This window comes from Faecalicoccus sp. (assembly GCF_036552745.1).
Classification (GTDB): domain Bacteria; phylum Bacillota_I; class Bacilli_A; order Erysipelotrichales; family Erysipelotrichaceae; genus Faecalicoccus.
Genome location: NZ_JAXKBY010000061.1, coordinates 1 through 20,336, shown reverse-complemented (window position 1 = coordinate 20,336; position 20,336 = coordinate 1). Strand labels below are relative to the sequence as shown.

The following is a 20,336-nucleotide window of genomic DNA, read 5'->3' as shown; positions in this document are numbered from 1 at the left end:
CCTTTTCATCTAAACGAATTTCAACCGTTTCCTTAGCACCGGAACCATTTAAAATGGTCGGCACCGATAAATACACATTTTCAATACCATAAATGCCATTGACCAAAACACTCACAGGTAAAATTCGGTTTTCATTAAACAAGATGGATTTTACGATAGCCGTTGTAGAAGCGGCAATTCCATAACAGGTATTTCCTTTACGGCTGAAAATTTCCCAGCCTGCCTGTTTGGTTTGTTTTAAAAGACTTTCTTCTGTCTCATTTTGGGTACGCTCCACATTATCGCTCAATACATCGGATAACAGCTTTCCACCGATCGTAGAAGAAGACCAGGCAACCATCTCACTATCACCATGTTCGCCCAAAATATAGGCATGTACGCTTTTTGAATCCAGATCATACATTGAAGCCAGGCTGCAGCAAAGCCTTGCCGTATCTAAAGCGGTGCCGCTTCCAATGACCTGACTGGCAGGAAGTCCTGAAAATTTCCATACCAGATACGTCATGATATCGACCGGATTGGACACAACAATAAAAATTCCATTGAAGCCGCTTCCCATCACAGATGAAACAATATCTTTCATAATATGAATGCTTGGCTGCAACATTTCTAAACGATCATTCGAATCTTTTGGCATTGGTGCACTAGCCGTAATGATGACAATATCCGCATCCTTACAATCTGCATACTCTCCGGCACGAACCACCATGTTTCGATTCATAAAATGAATGGCCTGCTGCATATCCAGTGCTTCCCCCACTGCTTTTTCTTTATTGACATCGATCAGTACGATTTCTTCGCAGAGTCCCTGATTGATAATACTATAAGCCGTCGTTGCTCCTACATTGCCAACACCAACGATCACAACCTTTGATTTTTGAAATTTCATAATATTCCTCTTTTCTGTTTCGTATTGTATCATTCTTTCATTGTTATATCTATTTATAGGCTTTATATCCTTTATTTCCATGGTATAAAAAAAGATTAATAAGGATAATAAGCATTACATAAAAAAGCAATATCGGCTGTATCGCCGGCACTACATCTTCTAAGGCCGACCAGTCCTGATGCCGGACCCATTCTAAGATTTGATTATAGAGCGATAATAGATTAAAAGTTACAGATAAAAGTGAAAGAACTAACAACAGTGCAGAACCTTTCCTTTTTGATGCTCTATGCCAAATATGAGCTATTGTAAATACTAAGCTGAATGCTGTACATAAGATCCACATACAAACTCCTTTTCCTTTCGATTCTTCATTTTCTGCATGCCCTTATTCTTCTGCCGTGGTTTGCAGGGCCGTTTCACTGCTTCGATACACTGTCCAATCTGACATTAGTTTTGCACCCAGAGAAAGATAAAAATCAACACTGGATTGATTCCAATCCAAACGCCCACATCCTCACTACCGCAATGCGAGTTAATTCTCTTAGGATTGCTTTTCCATATTCCTTATTACGATATTATGATTGCAGATACAAGTCTTCATAATCAGCCAGTTCACGCATAAAGTGTAAAAGGATTAAAACTGCTCTCTTTGTATCTTTTGAGACATCAACGGTAGCGTATACAAAACCTTCTTAGTGTACGATTTTGATTATACCATAAAAAAATATAAATCTAGTATTATAAAGCTACAACAAAATGCTTTAAAATCAATTTCTTTTCGATTATAATATACAAGTCAAGACAGGGGCGCCTATTTAGGCTGAGATGTATTTATACGGTCCCTTATGACCTGATCTAGGTAATTCTAGCGTAGGGAGTCTTCAAAGTTTTTTTGAATTCCTTACGCCTCAAATGGAGGTGTTTTTTTATGGGAAAGAATTTATCAGTCAGAGATGTTGTGTTGATGGCTTTTTATGTAGCCCTCTTTATGGTATTGGATACTTTTATTAATACCATGCCGATCCTGCAAATGCCTAATGGTGGAAGCTTAGGTGTATCCACACTGGCTTTGTTGATTGCCAGCTATCATTTAGGATGGCAAAAAGGATTATTTGTTGCGGTAGTTGCGGTATTTGCCCAATTTATTACCGGGCCTATGTACACACCAACACTCATCGGATTTCTTTTGGATTATCTGCTTGCCTTTGCAGCCTATGGCTTAGCCAGCCTATTTCCAAACTTTGGTTATTTCTATTCCGGTGTACTTGTAACAAATGCGATCCGCTTTATCTGTTCAACGATCAGCGGTGTTGTGGTTTGGGAAACACCACTTTGGGGTTCCATCGCATATCAGGCAACCTACATGATTCCAACCTTTATTCTAGGTATCGTTCTGGTTCCTTTGATGATGAAGCTTTTAGAACCTCATATGAAAAAACAGATGTAACAAAAAAAGATCAGCCAGATACGCTTTTGTATCCTGCTGATCATTTTTTTATTCATCTTTTGATTCGATATCCTTGGTTCGGAATACAAATCGAACGATGTTTTCCGAATTATCCGGTGTACCCGCAAACGACTTATGTTCCTTGTTTAATGCATCGATTTGATCAAACACAGTTTGTAGTGTGTTAAATTCCGTTGTTGTCAAATCGACCATTTCTTTTAATTGATTCATACCCTGCTCATTGAACTGACTTTGTCCGTCATAAAGCTGTTTGGCACCATTCTCCAATGTATCAAAAGCACTTTGCAGCTGTACAAGACCATCGCTCATCTCCATTAATTTTGATTTTTGTCCTTCCAACTGTGCTGTTCCGTCATTTAATAAGGAGGCACCACTGATCAATTCTTCATTTTTAGATACGATTTGTTGAGAACCGGCATTTAACTGATCAACAGCTGTCTTGGATTCACTTTGAATCTGTTGCAGACCTGATTCCAAAGCTACTGAGCCCGTATGAAGCTGATCAGCCCCTGCTTTTAACTGACTGACTCCACCCTGCAGCTTCGTGATGAGTTGAACAAAATCTTGATCGCTCATATTCTGATGAACACCTGTCATAATTTGTTCTAAGGTAGCCATGGACTGAGCAGCTGTCTGCATAGATGTCTGCAGCTTTTGCATATCTGATTTCGTACCTTCCATGACCTTTGACAGACCTTCCAAAGACTGCTTAGTCTGAGAAAGCAAGACTTGCAGCTGCGTTTTTTGTGCATCTAATGTTTCCAGTGTATAACCCTGAACATCAATACTTTGAACAACTTGTAATTGAGTCTGCAGACTGGCAATCTGTTCATCAATCTTAGAAGCGGCTCCTGTTGTATCTTCCTGTGGAATTGCAGACTTACTGGCTTGTAAGGCCTGAATCGAAGACTGCAGTGCCTGCACCTGCGCCTGTTTTGCACTTTCTAACTGAGCATTAAAACTTTGAATCTTGCTTTGATCGCTCTCTACAGTTTGATTTACCGAAGCCACCAGAGTTTCAAATTGTGTCTGGAAAGTATCCAAACCGGCCATAGCCTGCTGAACCGTTTGTAAACTGTTCTCTAATGAAGTCAAAGCTTCTTTTGAAGTCGAAAGCTGTGTTTGTAATGTTGTTAATTCTTGCTTGGTCGTATCCATCGCCTGTGTCAGTTTTGCTAAGGTGTTTTTATCCAGCCCATTTACCTGTTCTTCCAGTTGTGCAAGCCCGGCCTGCAGTTTTTGGGCACCTTGCGATAAGGATGTGCTACCCTGCACAGTTTGCTGCATAGCGGTTGGTATAGCTGTTAACTTTTGATTTCCCTTATCCAGCTGTGTTACTCCCTGTGTATATGCTTTGATTCCATCCAACAATAAGCTGGAGCCTGTATGTAATTGTGTTGATGCATCAGCCAGCTGTTGAATCTGGGGTGTAGCACTCGTTAAAGGTTTAACCCCTTCCTTTAGTTCTGTCGTACCTTCATACAACTGTTTAGAACCATCTAACAACTGATCGGAAGCCGACACCAGCTGATCGATACCGCCTGTCAGATCCCCGATGGATAATTGACCAGCCAATTCATCCAAAGATATTTCATTGCTCATGGCAATCATGATCGATCCTAAATCAAAATCCTTTACATCGGTCTCAATCACTGTATCATCACTGATATGTAACTGATCGATGACCTTGTTTAATCCGGCGTCCTGTAAAGTACCAGCCAATCCCGGTACATTGGCAAAGGCCAGCACTTCATTTGTACCATCATTCACGATTTTTCCATTGGAACACGATACATTATCGTAATGATTCGCATCCAAAGTTAAAAGACCTCCGGCTAAAAAGCTGGGATGAACAGTAATAGCTTTTCCATCCGCATAGACCGTCTTTGATTCCAAATTTTCAAAGTGAATCGTCAATTTCAAATGTCCGCTTTGTCCAGCAACTTCTTTTGCGCTTAATTGACGTCCATCCAACTCATATGTAATTTTTACTTCAATGGGAAGCTGTTTTGTTGTTTTACCCTGATAGTAAATATCATTGCCCTTGCTGTTCCATGTATAGACATTTCCATCTACTTTTGGTTCCTCATCGGTTTTAACATTTTCTACATCGGTTTCATCTAAGGTTTCTTTGATGTTATGGATGCCGTCATCATCGTGCAGCCAGCTGGATACGATTGTATCCGATATCGATCCATCGGCATTTAAAACCGCATAGACAGTTTCTGTTTTCTGGGTCGGATTTTCATCCTCTAACGCATACACATGAAATGGAAGCATCGATTGTGCCAATACGGCACTTAAGATCACACTGCCCATTACCTTAATATTTTTATTCATACTGATCCTCCTTAGCTGTCGGCCATTTTTTCGTTGTTTTTTCAATAAGCTTATGTCCTAATAAAAGCATGCTTGGCAAGATGAAAATAATACTGATGACAGAAATGATGGCTCCTCTTGCCAAAAGCTCACAAAGACTGGAAATCAAATCCATACGTGAAATCAAAGACACTCCAATACAAGCCGCAAAGAAGGAGCAACCACTGGTAATAATCGAAGGGGATGTCTTTTGAATCGCAACTCGTATAGCCTCTTTTCCACTCTTATTTAAACTGAGTTCTTCTCTAAATCGCGTTGTCATCAAGATCGCATAATCCACACAGGCCCCTAACTGAATCGTACCGATCACAATACCGGCAATAAACGGCAATGTCGTATGTGTCAGATAAGGAATACCCATGTTGATCGTGATTGCCAATTCAATCGCCAGCACTAAGATAAACGGTAACGCAATTGATTTAAACGTAATCAAGATGATCACAAAAATTGCCAAAATCGATAATACATTTACGACCTTAAAGTCTTCATTGGTCGTGGTAATCAAATCCTTTGACAACATGCCCTCACCAGTGATCAGCGCTTTTTTGTCATATTGATCCAAAATTTCATGGATCTTGTCCAACTGCTCATTTTCTTCATCCGTAGCCGCATGATAATCACTGTTGGCAATCAACAGTTTATAGCCGCCATTTTCAAAAATATCTTTAATGGCTTCCGGCTCAAATGTACCGGGAACACCACCACCGACAAAATTTTCATAAGCTAGTACATTTTCAATCCCCTCAATGTTTTCAATCTTTTTGGAAAGTTCCTGGATATCCTTTGTCGGCAATGTATCACTGACCAAAATAAAGTGAGTCGTATTCATATTAAATTTATCTTTCAGCTCTTCCGTTCCCTTCATACTGGAAAGATCAGATGGCAATGTACTGGTCAAATCATAGTATTGCTTGACATTAGCCTGTGCAAAACCCATAGGAATAAAGATACAAATTCCAATCAGCAGCAAAAACTTGGCATGTCGAACTACAAAGCCAGGCACTTTTTTGAGTTCATGAATCAATGTCCGATGTGTATATTTTTCAATTTGGCGATCAAAGATCATCAATAGACTAGGTAGAACAAAAATCGTACAAATGACTCCCAGCACAACCCCTTTAGCCATAACGATACCAATATCGCCACCCAGTCTTAACTGCATGAAACAAAGTGTTAAAAAGCCGGCTATCGTTGTCACTGAACTGGATGTGATGGAAACAAAAGTAGCCTGAATGGCCTTAGCCATGGCCATATCATTGTTCGTATTCTCTGCTTTTTTCTTTTCTTCCTGATAGCGATGTAAAAGGAAAATCGAATAATCCATTGTTACTGCTAACTGTAAGATCATCGCCAAAGCCTGTGTAATATAAGAAATCTTTCCTAAGAAGATGTTGGTTCCAAAGTTATAGATAATGGGAAAAGCCATACCCAACATAAAGATCAAAGGTGCTACAGAAGATTCAAGTCCTAAATACAGCACAACCAGACTTAACAAAACAGCAATCACTGCATATTTGACAGTCTCTGAATTAGCCAGATCCTTGGTATCCTGCGCAATAGCACTCATTCCCCCTAAATAACAATCCTTGTTTGATACTTCTTTGATCTTCGCAATCGCATCCATCGTTTTCTCCGAAGCTGTATCTTCTTCAAAGGTAACGATCATCAAAGTTGAATCTTTGGAATATAACTGTTTTTGAAGGGCTTCCGGTATCATTTCCTTAGGAAAGGTGATATCCAAAACATCATCTCGCCAGAAGACTTTTTTGACCCCGTCGATCTTTTCAATCTTATCTTTTAAAGAAACAACCTCTTTGTCCGAAAGATCATTGGTTACCATCATTCCTACACTGGCCAGATTAAAATCCTTATCCAGGACTTCCTGTCCCTTCATCGATTCCGCTTCTTTAGGCAGGTAGGAAAGAATATCATAATTGATTCCCGTATTTAAATAACCGATCACACTGGGAATCAAGAGCAGTACAGCAACAAGTAAAATCTTGTTTCTGTATCTGACAATAAACTTAGAAATTCTATCCATATTCTCTATCCTTTCTCAACATGGACATGAGTATAGTACAAAAATGACTATTAGTCAATTATTTAAAATAATTTTTAATATAACCTTTATATTAAGAAATAAAAATTGACCAAACGTATATTTTTGTCTATACTGTACGTGGTGATAGTATGAAATCCAAAGTATTGGAAAATAAAAGAAATAAAGAAACAGCGCTTTTAGACAGCGCTTTTGACCTGTTCACAAAAAAAGATATCCATTCCGTAACCGTTCAGGATATCGTAAAAAAAGCCAATGTAGCGAAAGGAACCTTTTATCTGTACTTTAAAGATAAATACCAGATTCGTGACGTACTGATTCAAAAAGAAGCAGCTCGTTTGTTTCAGGAAGCCAGAGAAAAGCTGGAGAAAAATGATATTCAAAATTTTGAAGATGCGATCATTTTCATCATTAATCAGGTTTTGTTGAGCTTAGAAGATAATCCGGCTATTTTAAAATTTATCGAACGTAACCTATCCTGGGGCATCTTTCATGAACAACTACAGACGACAATGGATAATGAAGAAATCGGTATGCTTCAGCAGTTTACTTTATTAGCCAAAAAAAGTGGCTATACCTTTAAAAGACCGGATATTATCTTATTCATTATCATCGAAACTGTAGGAAGCACTTGTTACAACTCTATTCTGTATCAAAAACCCCTTCCTTTTCAGGAATACAAGCCTTATTTATTCAAGGTCATTAGAGCCATACTCAAAAATTATAAAGACTGATGATTTTAAAAGCAGGAGGATGTCTTTTCAGAATACTCCTGCTTTACTTGTTTGAAACTACATCTTGCATGTTTCGATATTTTTAAAGTAATCTTTATTGAGCTTCTCAATTACCTTTGAATCCATTCGATTGATGATTTTATCTGCCATTGCGATCCCTTCTTCTAATCGAATCAATTCTTGGATGATGTCTTGTTTTTTATCGTCTGCATAGTATTTGATAAAGAAACACCATTTTTGCAGCAAGCTCATCTGATCAGGATCCATTACAGGAACTTTGACCAGTTGAATTATCTTTAATACTATGATTTCTAGATCTCTGCCAAGCGGCTGTCCTTTTTTATTTCGTAAGTCAAATTCTGTCAACAACCCCTCAAAGTCAGGATCCACTACAAAATCCGCAATCCCAATCTTATATGAACTCTTCAAGCCCAGATCGAGTTCATCCCCTTTAAGCTCCTGATTGCCATAAATCGCATATAGATCAAGCATCATCTCATACATGATATCCTCTCGTGGATTGACGATCTCCAACTCAACAATAACTTTTCGACCGCTCTGCAGTTGAGCAACAAGGTTCACACACGATTTACTATTATCTATGAATCTATTATCCGTGATTTGAACAAACTTCACCTTCTTACCCAACAATGCATACAACAATGAACATAAAACAATCTGATTTTTTTCATCATCCGATCCAAAGACCGTCTTAAAAGCCACATCATGCTTTAACACTAATTTTGACACCATAAATTACCTCCTTATTCGACTATTGATACAATGTTGTAAAAGAAGGCAGATTTATTTTAATTTCACTCTACTGTATCAATAGCCTCACTATTAGATACGCAAAAAAAATCAAAAAACTATTAAAAATTGTTTATCTTTTCGTTAGGTGCAGATAACTTATAGGCTCATTTGCCATTGCATAATAAAAGATCATCAGCCAGAGCCAATGATCTATGATTTCATATTTCTGATGTTTTTCATCTAAAAATGTAAGCTTATTCACCTTGTTCTAAAGCCAAAGTTTTTGTAGTGATGTCACATACATCAGCCGGTCCATAATACTGGATAGCACCTGGATATACATAACATGTGTTTTCAGCCCATTCTTCACGATGTGCTTCAAAATATTTAAATGGTTTTCCTTCCAATTCAACTAACGCTTTTTTGATAACTGGTTTGTCTTCTCCATGACGTCTTTCGATGTTCATCATCTTAGTGATCGGCATACCTCCGGCAACCCATTCATTAGCTGGTTTTGACAAGTTGGAAATCTTAGATAAGTATCCAGTGTAACCATACTGAATTAACATAAAGGCATTGTATCCTAATGAATAACAATAGTCCGCATCAAAGTTAGATGGGAATGCACAACGTCCTTCATATCCGAAGAAATGATGTAAGGCACTAAATTTACCTGTGTAAGTTCCGGCTTCTTTTCTTTGTGCCAGTTTATCGGCAACCAGAGCAGAGAACAATTTTTCAGATTCAATCAAAGAAACCTGTACGTTTCCATGAGGGTCACGTTCTAAGAATAACTGCTGCTGAATACTTTCCGGTAAAATCGCAAATACATCCATCGATTCTTTTGTCAAACCATTTTCGATGAAAGCATATTTATCTTTCCATGCAGGTAAAGCATTAAATTCATCAGCTTTGCTTCCGGCTAACAATTCGTTAATTTCCGCAATCAATTTAGAGAATTCAGGTACAAATTCTACTACACCTTCCGGAATGATGGCAACACCAAAGTTCATACCTTTGGCAGCACGTTTTTCTACTGAATCGGCAATGTAATCGGCAATCTGTGATAAAGACATTTTCTTGGCAGAAACTTCTTCAGATACCAAACAGATATTCGGCTGTGTTTCCAGAGCACATTCCAAAGCAACATGAGAAGCAGAGCGTCCCATAACTTTAATGAAGTGCCAATATTTCTTAGCGGAATTGGCATCACGTTCGATATTTCCAATCAGTTCGCTGTATGTCTTAGTGGCCGTATCAAATCCAAAAGAACATTCGATATCTTCATTTTTCAAGTCACCATCAATTGTTTTTGGACAACCGATAACCTGTACACCAGTGTTATTAGCTGCAAAATATTCCGCTAATACAGCTGCATTGGTGTTAGAGTCATCTCCACCGATGATTACGATAGCTGTAATACCATGTTTTTTGCAGACCTCAGCAGCTACGGCAAACTGTTCCTGTGTTTCCAGTTTTGTACGTCCGGAACCGATGATATCAAATCCTCCGGTATTTCTGTATTCATCAATATATTCATCATCAAAGATCAAATAATCATCTTCGATCAACCCGCTGGGACCATTCTTAAATCCATATAATTCATTTTCCGGATTTGTTGCCTTTAAAGCGTCATACAAGCCACAAATGACATTGTGTCCACCTGGAGCCTGACCACCGGAAAGGATAACACCGACAACCTGTTTTTTAGCTTCCGATGTATTTTCACCTTTTTCAAAAGTGATTTCTTTTTTCCCATAAGTATTTGGGAACAATGCTTTAATCGTTTCCTGATCGGCAACGCTTTGTGTTTCTTCACCTTCCTTGACACAGATGGCAGAAATTCCATGTCTTAACATTCCAGGAAGTTTTGGCGAATATTCATATCTTGCCTTTTGTAATGATGAAATTTTCATACTAGATCTCCTTTTTTTCAACGTCTAAATTATAGAATATACATCAAGAAAAGTAAACTGTCACCGCATGGATTCTGGCTACATTCACTTCATGATTTTTATCATTTTTTAAAAAGTTTTCTAAAAAATTCATAGTTTTGATTCTTGTTTACGTATATATAAGCAGGAGGTATTTTTGTATATCACAATTAAATGAACTGGGAACCGTGCTTGAAATGGAAAATCATTATTTTGATACCCAGTCAAAAATCATTCTCTCTTTTAAGTCGGTTCAGACTGCTCTTCTTCAACAGTGTCTGGACGAATGTAAGCATCTGTCCCTACACGAAATAGTTCCTCTGATTCAGCCAAGCTCTTCCCATTCCAAGATCATTACCTTGAATCCGGAAGATCTTCGTATGCCTGGGGCCAGAATCATCTATGATCTGTTGTATGTCCTTCAACATCCCTTACATCCGGATCGATCCATTTTGATCCATATTGAAGCACAGGGAGAGGAATCCTATAAATATCATCTTCCTCGTCGAGGTCTTTATTATGGATCTTGACTCATTGCCGGTCAACAAAATCATTCCCTGGGATTTCAGGATGATTCTTACGATGATATCCTGGATGTTCGCTCCTTGTGGATTTGTTTGCGCCATGCCGGAAAAAAGGATAACTGTTGGCTGGAATACACAACAGAAGAGAAACTTAGAAAAGGAAACTTTCGATTTGATCCAGAAGTCTATGGGATATCCAAGATCCAGATTTTATATCCCGGTATCCAATCCAAGAAAGACAAATCCATTGAGGAAATACTGGAAGGCCCCAAAGACATTATGGAACTATTGTCATTGTTGTTTTTATCGGATAGAGAATTCGAACAAATTCTATTAATCCTAGAAAATAAGTATGATATACTGTTGGCGAAAGAGGAAAGAAAGGAGGTTGAAGAAATGTGTACGTTTGGTCAGGGTGCTTTTCTGGCTTGGAAGGATTATGGATTAAAAAAAGGTCGTGAAGAAGGAATAGCGAAAGGGATTCAAAAAGGCCATAAACAAGGTCGAAAAGAAGGTAGAAAACAGGGAGCTTATGAAACCCTTGTTCAAAATATCACATTCCTACTTGAAAGTGGTACGATTTCGGATATCCAACAAGCCTTTTCTATTCTTCATGTCAAAAAAGAATTACAGCCTAAAATTTTAAAAAGATTAAACCTTAATTAATTGTCTCAATTAATTTGTGTATTTTCTAGCATTGAAATCCATTTCTACCATTTTTTTAAAGGCAGTTATTTAACAAGTTGCCTTTTTGTAATCACTTAATGAAATGTTCAGTAATCGCCTGAACAATGGTTGAAATATAAGCTTGAAAGTATATTTTATTCATTAAATACTAAAAAATAAGCCCTGTGTTCTCCAAACCATAAGGGCTTATTCTTTAGGACATAGACTCCAACAATTCCATCTTTTCTTCCCATTCTTGTGTATAGTGTGCTATTTCATTATGCTTATCATCAATTTGCTGATCCAACTCTTCCATTTTCTGATAGTCTTGATAGTACTCTGGTTCATATCGTAATTCTCGAAGAGCCTCTAAATCTTCCTGTGCCGCTTCAAGGAGCTGCTCCAGTCGATCCACTCGATTTTTCAAAGCTTTTCGATCTTTAAATGACTGCACAGACACATTCGATTTTTCTATCTGCGGCTGTGCTTCCAACAAAGTTCCCGCTTCTTTTTTCTCAATATACTCAGCATAAGTACAATCATATACTTTGCAGTCTTGTCCCATTTCTAGCACTCGATTGGCCATTTTAGATAAAAACATACGATCATGCGAAACAAATAAAATCGTTCCATCATATTTTTCCAAAGCCTTTTCCAAAGCCTCTTTTGTAGGGATATCTAAATGGTTGGTTGGCTCATCCAGCAAAAGCAAATTGTCTTCCATCAACATCAGTTCTGCTAAAGCAAGACGCACTTTTTCTCCTCCGGAAAGCGTATTGATCTCTTTAAAGACCTCTTCCTGTGTAAATAGAAAACTGGCCAGGGTATTGCGAATCTGTGTCTGTGTCAAATCCGGAGATACATCCCATAAAGTATCGATAACCGTCTTATTCGATTTTCGATGAGCACTGTCCTGATCAAAATAACCAACATCAATTTGATGTCCAAAATGAAACTGTCCGGATAACGCCGGTACTTTATGCATCAATGTCTTGATCAAAGTACTCTTTCCTATTCCATTAGGTCCTACAACAGCCATTCTTTGTCCTTTGATCAATGAGAAGCTAACAGCCGATAGAGGTTTATCATACCCGATTTTTAGATTTTCAACCTCCAGCACCTGTTTTCCACCTTTTCTGGCACATTGAAATGTCGCATGCATGGATGATGTATCCGCTTTTCGATCTTGTATGCGATCCATTCTTTCCAGGTATTTAATTTTACTTTGGGCAAAAGCTGCCTTATTTTTCTTATAGCGAAATTTTTCGATCAACTCTTCCAGACGTTGAATTTGTGCCTGCTGACGCAAAAACGCCTCATGATTTTTTTTGATAAATTCTTCTTTGGCTTTCACATAATGTGAATAATTCCCCACATAACGTGTTGTCACACCGTATTCGATCTCAATAATTTCATCGACCACATGGTCTAGAAACATTCGATCATGACTGACCAGAACGATCGCACTTGGATAATGTCGGACATAATTTTCCAGCCATTCGATACTTTCAATATCTAAATGGTTGGTTGGCTCATCCAACAAAAGCACATCCGGCTTTGACAACAACAACTTAACTAACGCAATTCGTGTTCTTTGTCCGGAACTGAATTCGTCTAATGTTTTATACAGATCGTCTTCTTCAAAGCCAAAATGGAAAAATACGTTTTTTAATTCCACTTCATATTGATATCCATTCAATGCCTCAAACTCACTTTGTAAACGAGCATAGCGCTCCATCTGTTTTTCGCTGGCATCGGTTTCCAAGATACTTGCCTGCTCATGAAGCTTCGTTTCCAATTCTTTTACTCTGGCAAAGGCACCACTTAATTCCTGATACACCGTATGTTCGGTGTTCGAAAAAGTAATCTGTGCCAAATATCCAATACGCACTCCATTTTGGACAACACGACTTCCCTGGTCAGGTTGTTCTTTATCACAAATTATTTTCAACAAGGTTGTTTTACCGCATCCATTTTTCCCAACCAATGCGATTTTTTCTTTATCTCGGATGCTTAAAGTAGCTTTTTCCAAAACATCCTGCGCCCCATAGCTCTTTTTTATATTACTGACTTGCAGTTTCACTGTTCTCACCTATTCCATAATAATCGCATATCGCATCGGCAATTGTCTTTGCCATCTGCTCTTTATTTTTCTGATAATACTGAACACTTTCTTCATTGCTTCCATTTGCCAGCATGAAAACAATGCTCTCCATTCCAAACACATCTTCATAGCCTTGATTGGCCGATGAATTCTCCAACACACCGGTAAAAGTCTGTTTTCCACCGGATTCTCTTAACTGTGGATATACATCATACACACGATCCTGTCCTTCCTCACTCTGTCCGGGATCGATTACGACCGCACTGTTTTGTACGCTGTTGCTGGTAATGGATGCCATCTTTAGATCTTGTGATCGAAAAGCATATGCAATTTCATTGGCTAAAAGTCCTTTCGTATAATTCGATGTCAAAATATAAGGATACTGCAGTTCATCATCTTCATACACTTCAAAACTGATAAAAGCCTTGGCCTTAGCCTTATATCCCACACCTACACGCGAAGAGGAACCATAATAGCTGTCAAAATCATCAGCTTCTCTGGTCAATAAGACCTTTAATCCTCTAGATTCTAGCTCCTTTTGGACAAGTACGGCAAAACTGGATGTTTCCTGCGGCTCATTGATCCAATCGGTAATGATGCCCGGTTCATTCTGCATACTAAACTCGTTATAAATATTTCCACCTGGATCTAAAACCACATCCGCAACCTTAACTTGCGGTATATTCTCATTGACTTCCAAAAAAGCGTAATTCAGTTTATAAGAAATACCAAAGTCTGATAAATACTCTTTGGATGCATGTAATGTGATATCCTTTACATGCTTATCATTGCGCATCGTACTAAATGTTTCACTATCGAAAGCATCTTCAAAATAGACTCTTTTCTTCTCATAGTTTTCATAAATATAGATTTCATATAATCCCGGATCCAAAGTACCTAGCTGAATACCTGAATCAATACTTTCTCCGATCGCAAAGCCCAGTTCCTTTTTGGTTTCCACATTCCGTAAAACGACCATGGTTCCAATCAATGAATCTGTCTTTTTTTGTCCATATTTTCCCTGATAGAAGGATAGAGTCTGACCATAAATGCCATAATCCTGGATTTCAAATGTTTCTGTAAACCCTTTTTTCACATTGTCTTCAATAACATCGGAATCCATTTTTTCTAACACCGTCATCTGTAAACGATCAATATCCGTAGGACGACTCATATATAGGAAAAGAGCAGCACTGATCAAAGAGATCACTACGACAATCGCAATGATCATTCTAGGGTGTTTAAATCGTGAATGCAGTTTTCTTTTTGTCATGCCCTAAGTATATCAAAAAATGAAAAGAGCGCAAAGAGCGCCCTAGTTATTGACTCCATGATGTGGGGCAAAAGAATCTATCTCTATTGCCTTAAACACATAGCCTTCTGATTTGTAATGTTCAATGATTTTAGGTAATGCCTCTACAGTCGTATCTTTAGCTGCTGTATCATGCATCAAAATATTGATATATTGACTTTGACAGGCTGTTGCATTCTGAATCAAAGTATCTGCCGGAATATTATTTCCACTGGCATCCCCTGAATCACAATTCCAGTCAAAGTACTGATAACCTTTATCCTGAAGGGACTTTGTCAAGATCGTCATGATCTTGGGCGAATATTGTTTAGAAATTGTATTGGAGGATCCACCGGGAAACCGGACTAATTTGACTTCTTCACTTATTATGTCCTTGACCATATCTTGTATCTTTCGCAAATCGTCATAGTAAGCATCGGTTGAAGAATAAACGCTGGCAAAATCATGTGTAAAGGTATGCAAGCCAATCGTATGTCCTTTTTCATGAGCTACTTTTAGCCAATCGTTATAAGAAGGTTGATTCCCCGTCACAAAGAATGTAGCCTTGACATCGTACTGATCAAGAATCTTTAAAATTCGCTCTGTATTTTTACTTGGTCCGTCATCAAAAGTTAAATAAACGATTTTTTGGTTTAATTCCTCATTTTTTAAGATTGTCAAACTTCTTGTTTTCTGTGTTTCATTACCGGAACGATCCCTACCGATATAAATGAGGGTATAATCACCCGGCTGATCAAAATTAACTTGTGAAGTATCCGTATCTAATGAAGGATTTTCATCAAAATCATCTTTGATGGATACATCTTCCAAAAAATCAGGAAGCAGCCCTTGTTTAAATTCGATCCTTTTATCCGAATGTTCAATCGTCGGACCTTGTTTGTCTTCACAGCGCTCTAAGATAGCGCTTGTTTTTGTTTCATTTTTTCCTTGATCTGTGGCAATAATTTGAACTTCATACCGCCCCGGTTTGGAAAAATCTTCTTGATTCGCAAAATGATAGGTAACTTCTGTTGCATCCTCACATTTTTCAATAAAGGAAGCTGGCTCAATGTCCTGTATCATATCTGTTTTCAGATTTTTGGTTGTTATAGAAGGAGCTTTGGTGTCTTGTACCTTGATCTTTACTTCCTTTTGATATTGATGAAACTTGTAGTTAAGCGTATATTCACCTAACTTCGATGTATCGACCTCTCCATCTATTTTTACTTCTTTATCATCGCCGAGTACAAATAAAATCTGATCTTCCGGTTTAAACTCAGAATTGATTTCCACCTCTATAGTGGAGGCTTTTAACAGGACAGGGTGAAACAATAAATAGAGAAACGAGATACCGGTAAACAAAATAGCCGCGGCAAAAAAGACTCTTTTATATCGAATCTTATATGTCCGCGGTTGTTTCTTCATAATCTATTCCTTCCATCGATATTCTTATTATACAATAGTAAACCGAAAATAGAAAGGTTATTAAATTATTTAGATTCATAAACTATTTGTACGAATTTCTTGATTCGCAAAATAAAAGAGTCTTTCGACTCTTTAGAAAATAAGATTTCGTGGTGTACGTGGATATGGTTCTACATCACGGATGTTTTGGATACCGCTTAAATACATCAACATACGATCAAATCCTAATCCAAATCCACTGTGTTTGCAGCCGCCGAAACGACGAAGATCCAAATACCATTGTAGAGGTTCCTGTGAGATATTTAATTCTTTTAATTTCTCTACCAATACATCATATCGTTCTTCACGTTGTGAGCCGCCAACCAGTTCTCCAACATACGGCACCAGTAAATCACAGGCAGCCACAGTCTTTTGATCCTCGTTGACACGCATATAGAAGGCTTTGATATCTTTTGGATAATCAATCAGGAAGACCGGTCCGTTGACAACCTTTTCGCAGATATAGCGTTCATGTTCACTTTGCAGATCCATACCCCAGTATATGTTTTTATTTTCAAACTGGTCTTTGGCCTTTTCCAAATGTTCAATGGCTTCGGTATAAGTCATACGTTTAAAGTGGGAAGCGGCAACAGCTTTGATTCGTTTGATACAATCTTTGTCGATCATCTTTTCAAAAAAAGCCATTTCTTCCGGTGCATGCTCCAGACAATAATTGATACAATACTTGATCATTTCTTCAATGCAGTCCATATTATCGCTTAGATCCGCAAAAGCAAGTTCCGGTTCGATCATCCAGAATTCACTGGCATGTCGTGTTGTATTTGAGTTTTCCGCCCGGAATGTAGGCCCAAAGGTATAAACGTTACGATACGTCAAGGCAAATGGTTCGACGTGAAGCTGTCCGGAAACGGTCAACTGTGCATGTTTGCCAAAGAAGTCTTCCTCGTACTTATTATCTTCTCTAGTTGTGACCGTAAAACATTCGCCGGCACCTTCGGCATCGTTACCGGTAATGATTGGTGTATGCACATAGACAAATCCTCTATCCTGAAAGAATGTATGAATGGCCATGGACAAAACACTGCGCAAGCGGAAGATCGCATAATAGGTATTGGCACGAGGACGTACATGAGGAATCTCACGCATATACTCAAAGCTGTGGCGCTTCTTCTGCAGAGGATAGTCATGATCACTTAAGCCAAGCACTTCGATCGATTCAGCCTGGATTTCAAAAGGTTGTTTGGAATCCGGTGTACACACCAGCTTTCCTTTAACTTCAATCGCAGAGCCTAATGTGATCTTACTGATCGCTTCATAATTTTTTGTACTTTCCTGATAATAGACAACTTGTACATTGCCAAAGCAGGAACCATCATTCAGTTCGATAAATCCTAAAGCTTTCGAATTTCGATTGGTTCTAACCCATCCCTGCAATGTGATATCTTGTCCATCAAAACTCTGAAAATCTTCTTTTAACTTTTTGACTAACATCTTTTCTCCTCCTGTAAAATAAAAAAATCGTCCCGTTAGGAACGATATATAACCGCGGTACCATCCTGTTTCAAAAAAGCCCTCTTGAGATTAACGCACTCCAACGAGGCTGACTACTGCTATTTCTCCAGCCCGGCTCCGCAGTTATTTGTGCTTATAAGCTATCGGTTCTTTTTCACCATACAGAACTCTCTTTTGACGCATCACTTATGGCAACTACTGTTTCTTAGCCTTTGTATCCATGGAATTGGTGATAAAAACCAACTCTTGAATTGATGATACCACATCCACAACTTTCACGGCAACCCCTTTTGGCACCAGAAAATGTTCATGGGTAAAATCCACAAGTCCGGTAATGCCACAAGCCACCAAACGATCTACCGTTTCCTGTATCATATGGGAAATCGTCAAAATGGCAATATGACAGCCTTCCGGAATTTTTTCTTCTAATTGTGTCATTGGATAAATCTGTACACCAAACTGGACTCCGGCTTTGGTTTCATCCATATCAAAGGCGCAGGCAATTTCTCCAACCACATGATCCCATTTATTATAATTCATCAAGGCCCGCCCTAAGTTACCGGCTCCCACCAAAATGATCTTTTCATCAAAATCGACTCCAAGCTCCGCATTAAAAATCTCTATCAGTCGATCTACATCATAACCATATCCTTGTTTCCCCAAATTCCCTAAAAAGGAAAAATCTCTACGAATCGTTGTGGATTCGATATCTACAAACGTTGATAATTCTTTGGACATGATTCTTTGTACGCCATTCTTTTTTAGACGGCGCAGTGCTTTTAAATATAACGGATATCTCTGCAAGGTCGCTTTTGGTACTTTTTTAGTCGCCATGTCTAATCACTCCTACAAGTATTTTAGCATTTTTTTATGCTTTGTGAAGATGTTAACAAGTCTTTTAGAAAATTTTCTTTCGCTTCTTTTGTTTCTTCATGACACAACGATCCAATCTTTGACAGAGCGTATCTAAATCAGGATACAGTTTTTGAATCTGTTTCTCCATCAGGAAGCCGATTCCTTTTTGTTTACCAAAAAACCATACACCTCCATAAAAGGCGATAGATACCAGCCACCCGATCAAAAACGGAACTTGCAAGACCAGAACACTGAGAACTAAAATGGCAATCGTAACAGTCAGTAAAATCAATAAAAATACCCGCGTATATTCATATACCACATTTTGATAATACGATTTATGAGCTTTTAAAAATTCTTGTACCTCGCTATCCCCATCCGATGTAAACTCCAGATAACGCCAGTTCTCTTGTCTTTTTCGTTCATTTTTTAACTGCATGATCTGCTGCATGCGAAGGATACAAAAGTACATGCCTTTATGGTTTTCAAACCGTTGGTATTTTTTATAGTACAGCTCCAATGTCTTTAAATAATCGTTATCGGAAATCTTTTGATAGATCATTGATTCTACCAAAGCATCCAAACGCTCTGTCAAGACGTCTGAAAAGATCAGTACATTATCTTTAGAGCGTCTTTCCAGCGCTTTTAAAGCCCCTAAAAAATAATCAGCCATTTTCTTTTACATACGCCTGCAAAGCTTTAGAAATCTGATCCGGACATGATGTGCTCTTTATGCCACAAGTTACTCCTTCCAGATCCTCCATGACTTCCTTTACATCTCTTCCCTTTAACAGACGTCCGATTCCTTTCAAATTGCCATTGCATCCGCCAATGGCTTCAAAAGACTGGATTACGCCATCTTGAATCTCAAAATGAAATTCACGAGAACATACACCTTGTGGTTTATAAACAAACATCATATACTTTTTCTTCCTTTCCATCGATTCATCATAAGCTGGCTCAAAGCGCCGATGCATAAGCCGCTTACAATAGACAATGCCAGTAAAACCGGCAAAAACAACTGCATAAAAAACTGTTGATAGATCCATGTCACCATCAAAACCTGGCCAATGCTGTGAAAGGCCGCACCTAGAACACTGATTCCTAAAATGGAAAACCAACCGGTTTTATAGCCAATGCTCATAGCGCATAATGCCAGAAAAGCGCCGCTTGCCGACAGCCAGAAAGAAACCGAAAACAAAGTTCCCTGTAAAAGACTTGCCAGAAAAACCCGCATGGCACTGACTAACCACATTGATTGGATACCGTACATCTTTAATACAAACAAAGCCGTGATATTGGCAAACCCGATCTTGAATCCGGGAATGATCCAGGAGGTAGGCAGAAAGCTTTCCAGTATCTGTAAAACAATCCCAATAGCACACAAAAAGGATAACTCTACAATTTTTTCTGTTTTCATTGTATCACCGTGTCTTCCTTTGTGTCACCTTCGATTTGAATGACTGTCTCATTGGGCAGGCATACGATCGGCACATTTGAATCCGAAACAAAGCCTTGTTTAGAACAAAGATGATGCGGACTGTTTTCCTGTGTTACACGTACCGCATGGTCTTTTACTTCGATGTTGACTTTGCCATTGGTTCCCTCTACGCTATATTGTCCATCCTGATTTAAGTCAATTGATAAAACCTTTTCTTCCTTGACATACACATCCGCCCTGTTGGCTTGTGTCGTATGTCCCAATAAAAAGAAAAGGCTTGAAAGGGATATCAACATCAAGAT

Annotated in this window: 18 protein-coding genes and 1 riboswitch; of the genes, 4 read left to right on the top strand and 14 right to left on the bottom strand. The window is 38.5% G+C overall.

The features are described 5' to 3' along the window. Window positions 1-889, bottom strand: an 889-nt coding sequence (locus U0M88_RS03015) for an L-lactate dehydrogenase (protein WP_331868861.1), incomplete at its 3' end; no start/stop codon positions are given. Window positions 890-1,682: 793 nt separating this feature from the next. Beyond that, window positions 1,683-1,783: riboswitch (TPP riboswitch) on the top strand. Between the two features lie 34 nt (window positions 1,784-1,817). Between U0M88_RS03015 and U0M88_RS03010 the strand changes: the two genes are divergently transcribed. Next, window positions 1,818-2,336: an energy-coupled thiamine transporter ThiT gene (locus U0M88_RS03010; RefSeq protein ID WP_331868860.1), complete on the top strand. Its 519-nt coding sequence runs from the start codon at window positions 1,818-1,820 to the stop codon at window positions 2,334-2,336. A 48-nt stretch (window positions 2,337-2,384) separates the two neighbouring features. On the opposite strand, the gene U0M88_RS03005 is transcribed toward U0M88_RS03010, so the two are convergent. Then, window positions 2,385-4,697, bottom strand: a complete 2,313-nt coding sequence (locus tag U0M88_RS03005) for a hypothetical protein (protein WP_331868859.1) — start codon at window positions 4,695-4,697, stop codon at window positions 2,385-2,387. Continuing rightward, window positions 4,690-6,777 (bottom strand): efflux RND transporter permease subunit, encoded by a 2,088-nt coding sequence (locus U0M88_RS03000; protein WP_168965423.1) that lies wholly within the window; start codon window positions 6,775-6,777, stop codon window positions 4,690-4,692. Before U0M88_RS03000 ends, U0M88_RS03005 begins: the two co-directional genes overlap by 8 nt. Window positions 6,778-6,926: 149 nt before the next feature. On the opposite strand from U0M88_RS03000, the gene U0M88_RS02995 reads away from it, so the two are divergent. After that, window positions 6,927-7,529, top strand: coding sequence for a TetR/AcrR family transcriptional regulator (locus U0M88_RS02995; protein ID WP_117445722.1), 603 nt, complete (start codon window positions 6,927-6,929; stop codon window positions 7,527-7,529). Between the two features lie 57 nt (window positions 7,530-7,586). On the opposite strand, the gene U0M88_RS02990 is transcribed toward U0M88_RS02995, so the two are convergent. Then, window positions 7,587-8,282 (bottom strand): PD-(D/E)XK nuclease family transposase, encoded by a 696-nt coding sequence (locus U0M88_RS02990; protein ID WP_272003110.1) that lies wholly within the window; start codon window positions 8,280-8,282, stop codon window positions 7,587-7,589. A 254-nt stretch (window positions 8,283-8,536) separates the two neighbouring features. Next, entirely contained in the window at window positions 8,537-10,198 is a 1,662-nt protein-coding gene (locus U0M88_RS02985; protein ID WP_117445724.1) for a diphosphate--fructose-6-phosphate 1-phosphotransferase, read from the bottom strand. A gap of 215 nt (window positions 10,199-10,413) precedes the next feature. On the opposite strand from U0M88_RS02985, the gene U0M88_RS02980 reads away from it, so the two are divergent. Both U0M88_RS02980 and U0M88_RS02975 read left to right on the top strand, forming a co-directional pair. Then, complete coding sequence (locus tag U0M88_RS02980; protein ID WP_331868858.1) at window positions 10,414-10,746, top strand: hypothetical protein; 333 nt, start codon at window positions 10,414-10,416, stop codon at window positions 10,744-10,746. A gap of 75 nt (window positions 10,747-10,821) precedes the next feature. Beyond that, on the top strand, window positions 10,822-11,406 hold the full coding sequence (locus tag U0M88_RS02975; protein ID WP_331868857.1) for a hypothetical protein: 585 nt from the start codon (window positions 10,822-10,824) through the stop codon (window positions 11,404-11,406). 214 nt (window positions 11,407-11,620) lie between these two features. On the opposite strand, the gene U0M88_RS02970 is transcribed toward U0M88_RS02975, so the two are convergent. The 9 genes from U0M88_RS02970 to U0M88_RS02930 form a co-directional block, all read right to left on the bottom strand. Continuing rightward, complete coding sequence (locus U0M88_RS02970) at window positions 11,621-13,489, bottom strand: ABC-F family ATP-binding cassette domain-containing protein (RefSeq protein ID WP_331868856.1); 1,869 nt, start codon at window positions 13,487-13,489, stop codon at window positions 11,621-11,623. Beyond that, window positions 13,470-14,783 (bottom strand): hypothetical protein, encoded by a 1,314-nt coding sequence (locus tag U0M88_RS02965; protein WP_331868855.1) that lies wholly within the window; start codon window positions 14,781-14,783, stop codon window positions 13,470-13,472. Before U0M88_RS02965 ends, U0M88_RS02970 begins: the two co-directional genes overlap by 20 nt. Window positions 14,784-14,825: 42 nt before the next feature. Further along, window positions 14,826-16,226 (bottom strand): polysaccharide deacetylase family protein, encoded by a 1,401-nt coding sequence (locus U0M88_RS02960; RefSeq protein WP_117445621.1) that lies wholly within the window; start codon window positions 16,224-16,226, stop codon window positions 14,826-14,828. A 132-nt stretch (window positions 16,227-16,358) separates the two neighbouring features. Beyond that, on the bottom strand, window positions 16,359-17,717 hold the full coding sequence (gene asnS, locus U0M88_RS02955) for an asparagine--tRNA ligase (RefSeq protein ID WP_300398430.1): 1,359 nt from the start codon (window positions 17,715-17,717) through the stop codon (window positions 16,359-16,361). Between the two features lie 216 nt (window positions 17,718-17,933). After that, window positions 17,934-18,572, bottom strand: a complete 639-nt coding sequence (locus tag U0M88_RS02950; RefSeq protein WP_117445619.1) for a redox-sensing transcriptional repressor Rex — start codon at window positions 18,570-18,572, stop codon at window positions 17,934-17,936. A gap of 64 nt (window positions 18,573-18,636) precedes the next feature. Next, on the bottom strand, window positions 18,637-19,266 hold the full coding sequence (locus tag U0M88_RS02945) for a hypothetical protein (protein ID WP_331868854.1): 630 nt from the start codon (window positions 19,264-19,266) through the stop codon (window positions 18,637-18,639). After that, window positions 19,259-19,513 carry a TIGR03905 family TSCPD domain-containing protein gene (locus tag U0M88_RS02940; RefSeq protein WP_294687827.1) on the bottom strand — a complete coding sequence of 85 codons (255 nt, stop codon included), beginning with the start codon at window positions 19,511-19,513 and terminating at the stop codon, window positions 19,259-19,261. Before U0M88_RS02940 ends, U0M88_RS02945 begins: the two co-directional genes overlap by 8 nt. Continuing rightward, window positions 19,510-20,013, bottom strand: coding sequence for a Gx transporter family protein (locus U0M88_RS02935; protein ID WP_022790629.1), 504 nt, complete (start codon window positions 20,011-20,013; stop codon window positions 19,510-19,512). Before U0M88_RS02935 ends, U0M88_RS02940 begins: the two co-directional genes overlap by 4 nt. Continuing rightward, on the bottom strand, window positions 20,010-20,336 hold a 327-nt coding region (locus tag U0M88_RS02930), incomplete at its 5' end, for a NusG domain II-containing protein (RefSeq protein ID WP_331868853.1). The genes U0M88_RS02935 and U0M88_RS02930, both read right to left, overlap by 4 nt.

Coding starts and splice junctions, on each gene's coding strand:
- U0M88_RS03010 (WP_331868860.1), top strand. CDS start 1,818: ATGGGAAAGAATTTATCAGTCAGAGATGTTGTGTTGATGGCTTTTTAT.
- U0M88_RS03000 (WP_168965423.1), bottom strand. CDS start 6,777: ATGGATAGAATTTCTAAGTTTATTGTCAGATACAGAAACAAGATTTTA.
- U0M88_RS02940 (WP_294687827.1), bottom strand. CDS start 19,513: ATGATGTTTGTTTATAAACCACAAGGTGTATGTTCTCGTGAATTTCAT.
- U0M88_RS02985 (WP_117445724.1), bottom strand. CDS start 10,198: ATGAAAATTTCATCATTACAAAAGGCAAGATATGAATATTCGCCAAAA.
- U0M88_RS02995 (WP_117445722.1), top strand. CDS start 6,927: ATGAAATCCAAAGTATTGGAAAATAAAAGAAATAAAGAAACAGCGCTT.
- U0M88_RS02945 (WP_331868854.1), bottom strand. CDS start 19,266: ATGGCTGATTATTTTTTAGGGGCTTTAAAAGCGCTGGAAAGACGCTCT.
- asnS (WP_300398430.1), bottom strand. CDS start 17,717: ATGTTAGTCAAAAAGTTAAAAGAAGATTTTCAGAGTTTTGATGGACAA.
- U0M88_RS02935 (WP_022790629.1), bottom strand. CDS start 20,013: ATGAAAACAGAAAAAATTGTAGAGTTATCCTTTTTGTGTGCTATTGGG.
- U0M88_RS02950 (WP_117445619.1), bottom strand. CDS start 18,572: ATGGCGACTAAAAAAGTACCAAAAGCGACCTTGCAGAGATATCCGTTA.
- U0M88_RS03005 (WP_331868859.1), bottom strand. CDS start 4,697: ATGAATAAAAATATTAAGGTAATGGGCAGTGTGATCTTAAGTGCCGTA.
- U0M88_RS02960 (WP_117445621.1), bottom strand. CDS start 16,226: ATGAAGAAACAACCGCGGACATATAAGATTCGATATAAAAGAGTCTTT.
- U0M88_RS02990 (WP_272003110.1), bottom strand. CDS start 8,282: ATGGTGTCAAAATTAGTGTTAAAGCATGATGTGGCTTTTAAGACGGTC.
- U0M88_RS02980 (WP_331868858.1), top strand. CDS start 10,414: ATGGAAAATCATTATTTTGATACCCAGTCAAAAATCATTCTCTCTTTT.
- U0M88_RS02965 (WP_331868855.1), bottom strand. CDS start 14,783: ATGACAAAAAGAAAACTGCATTCACGATTTAAACACCCTAGAATGATC.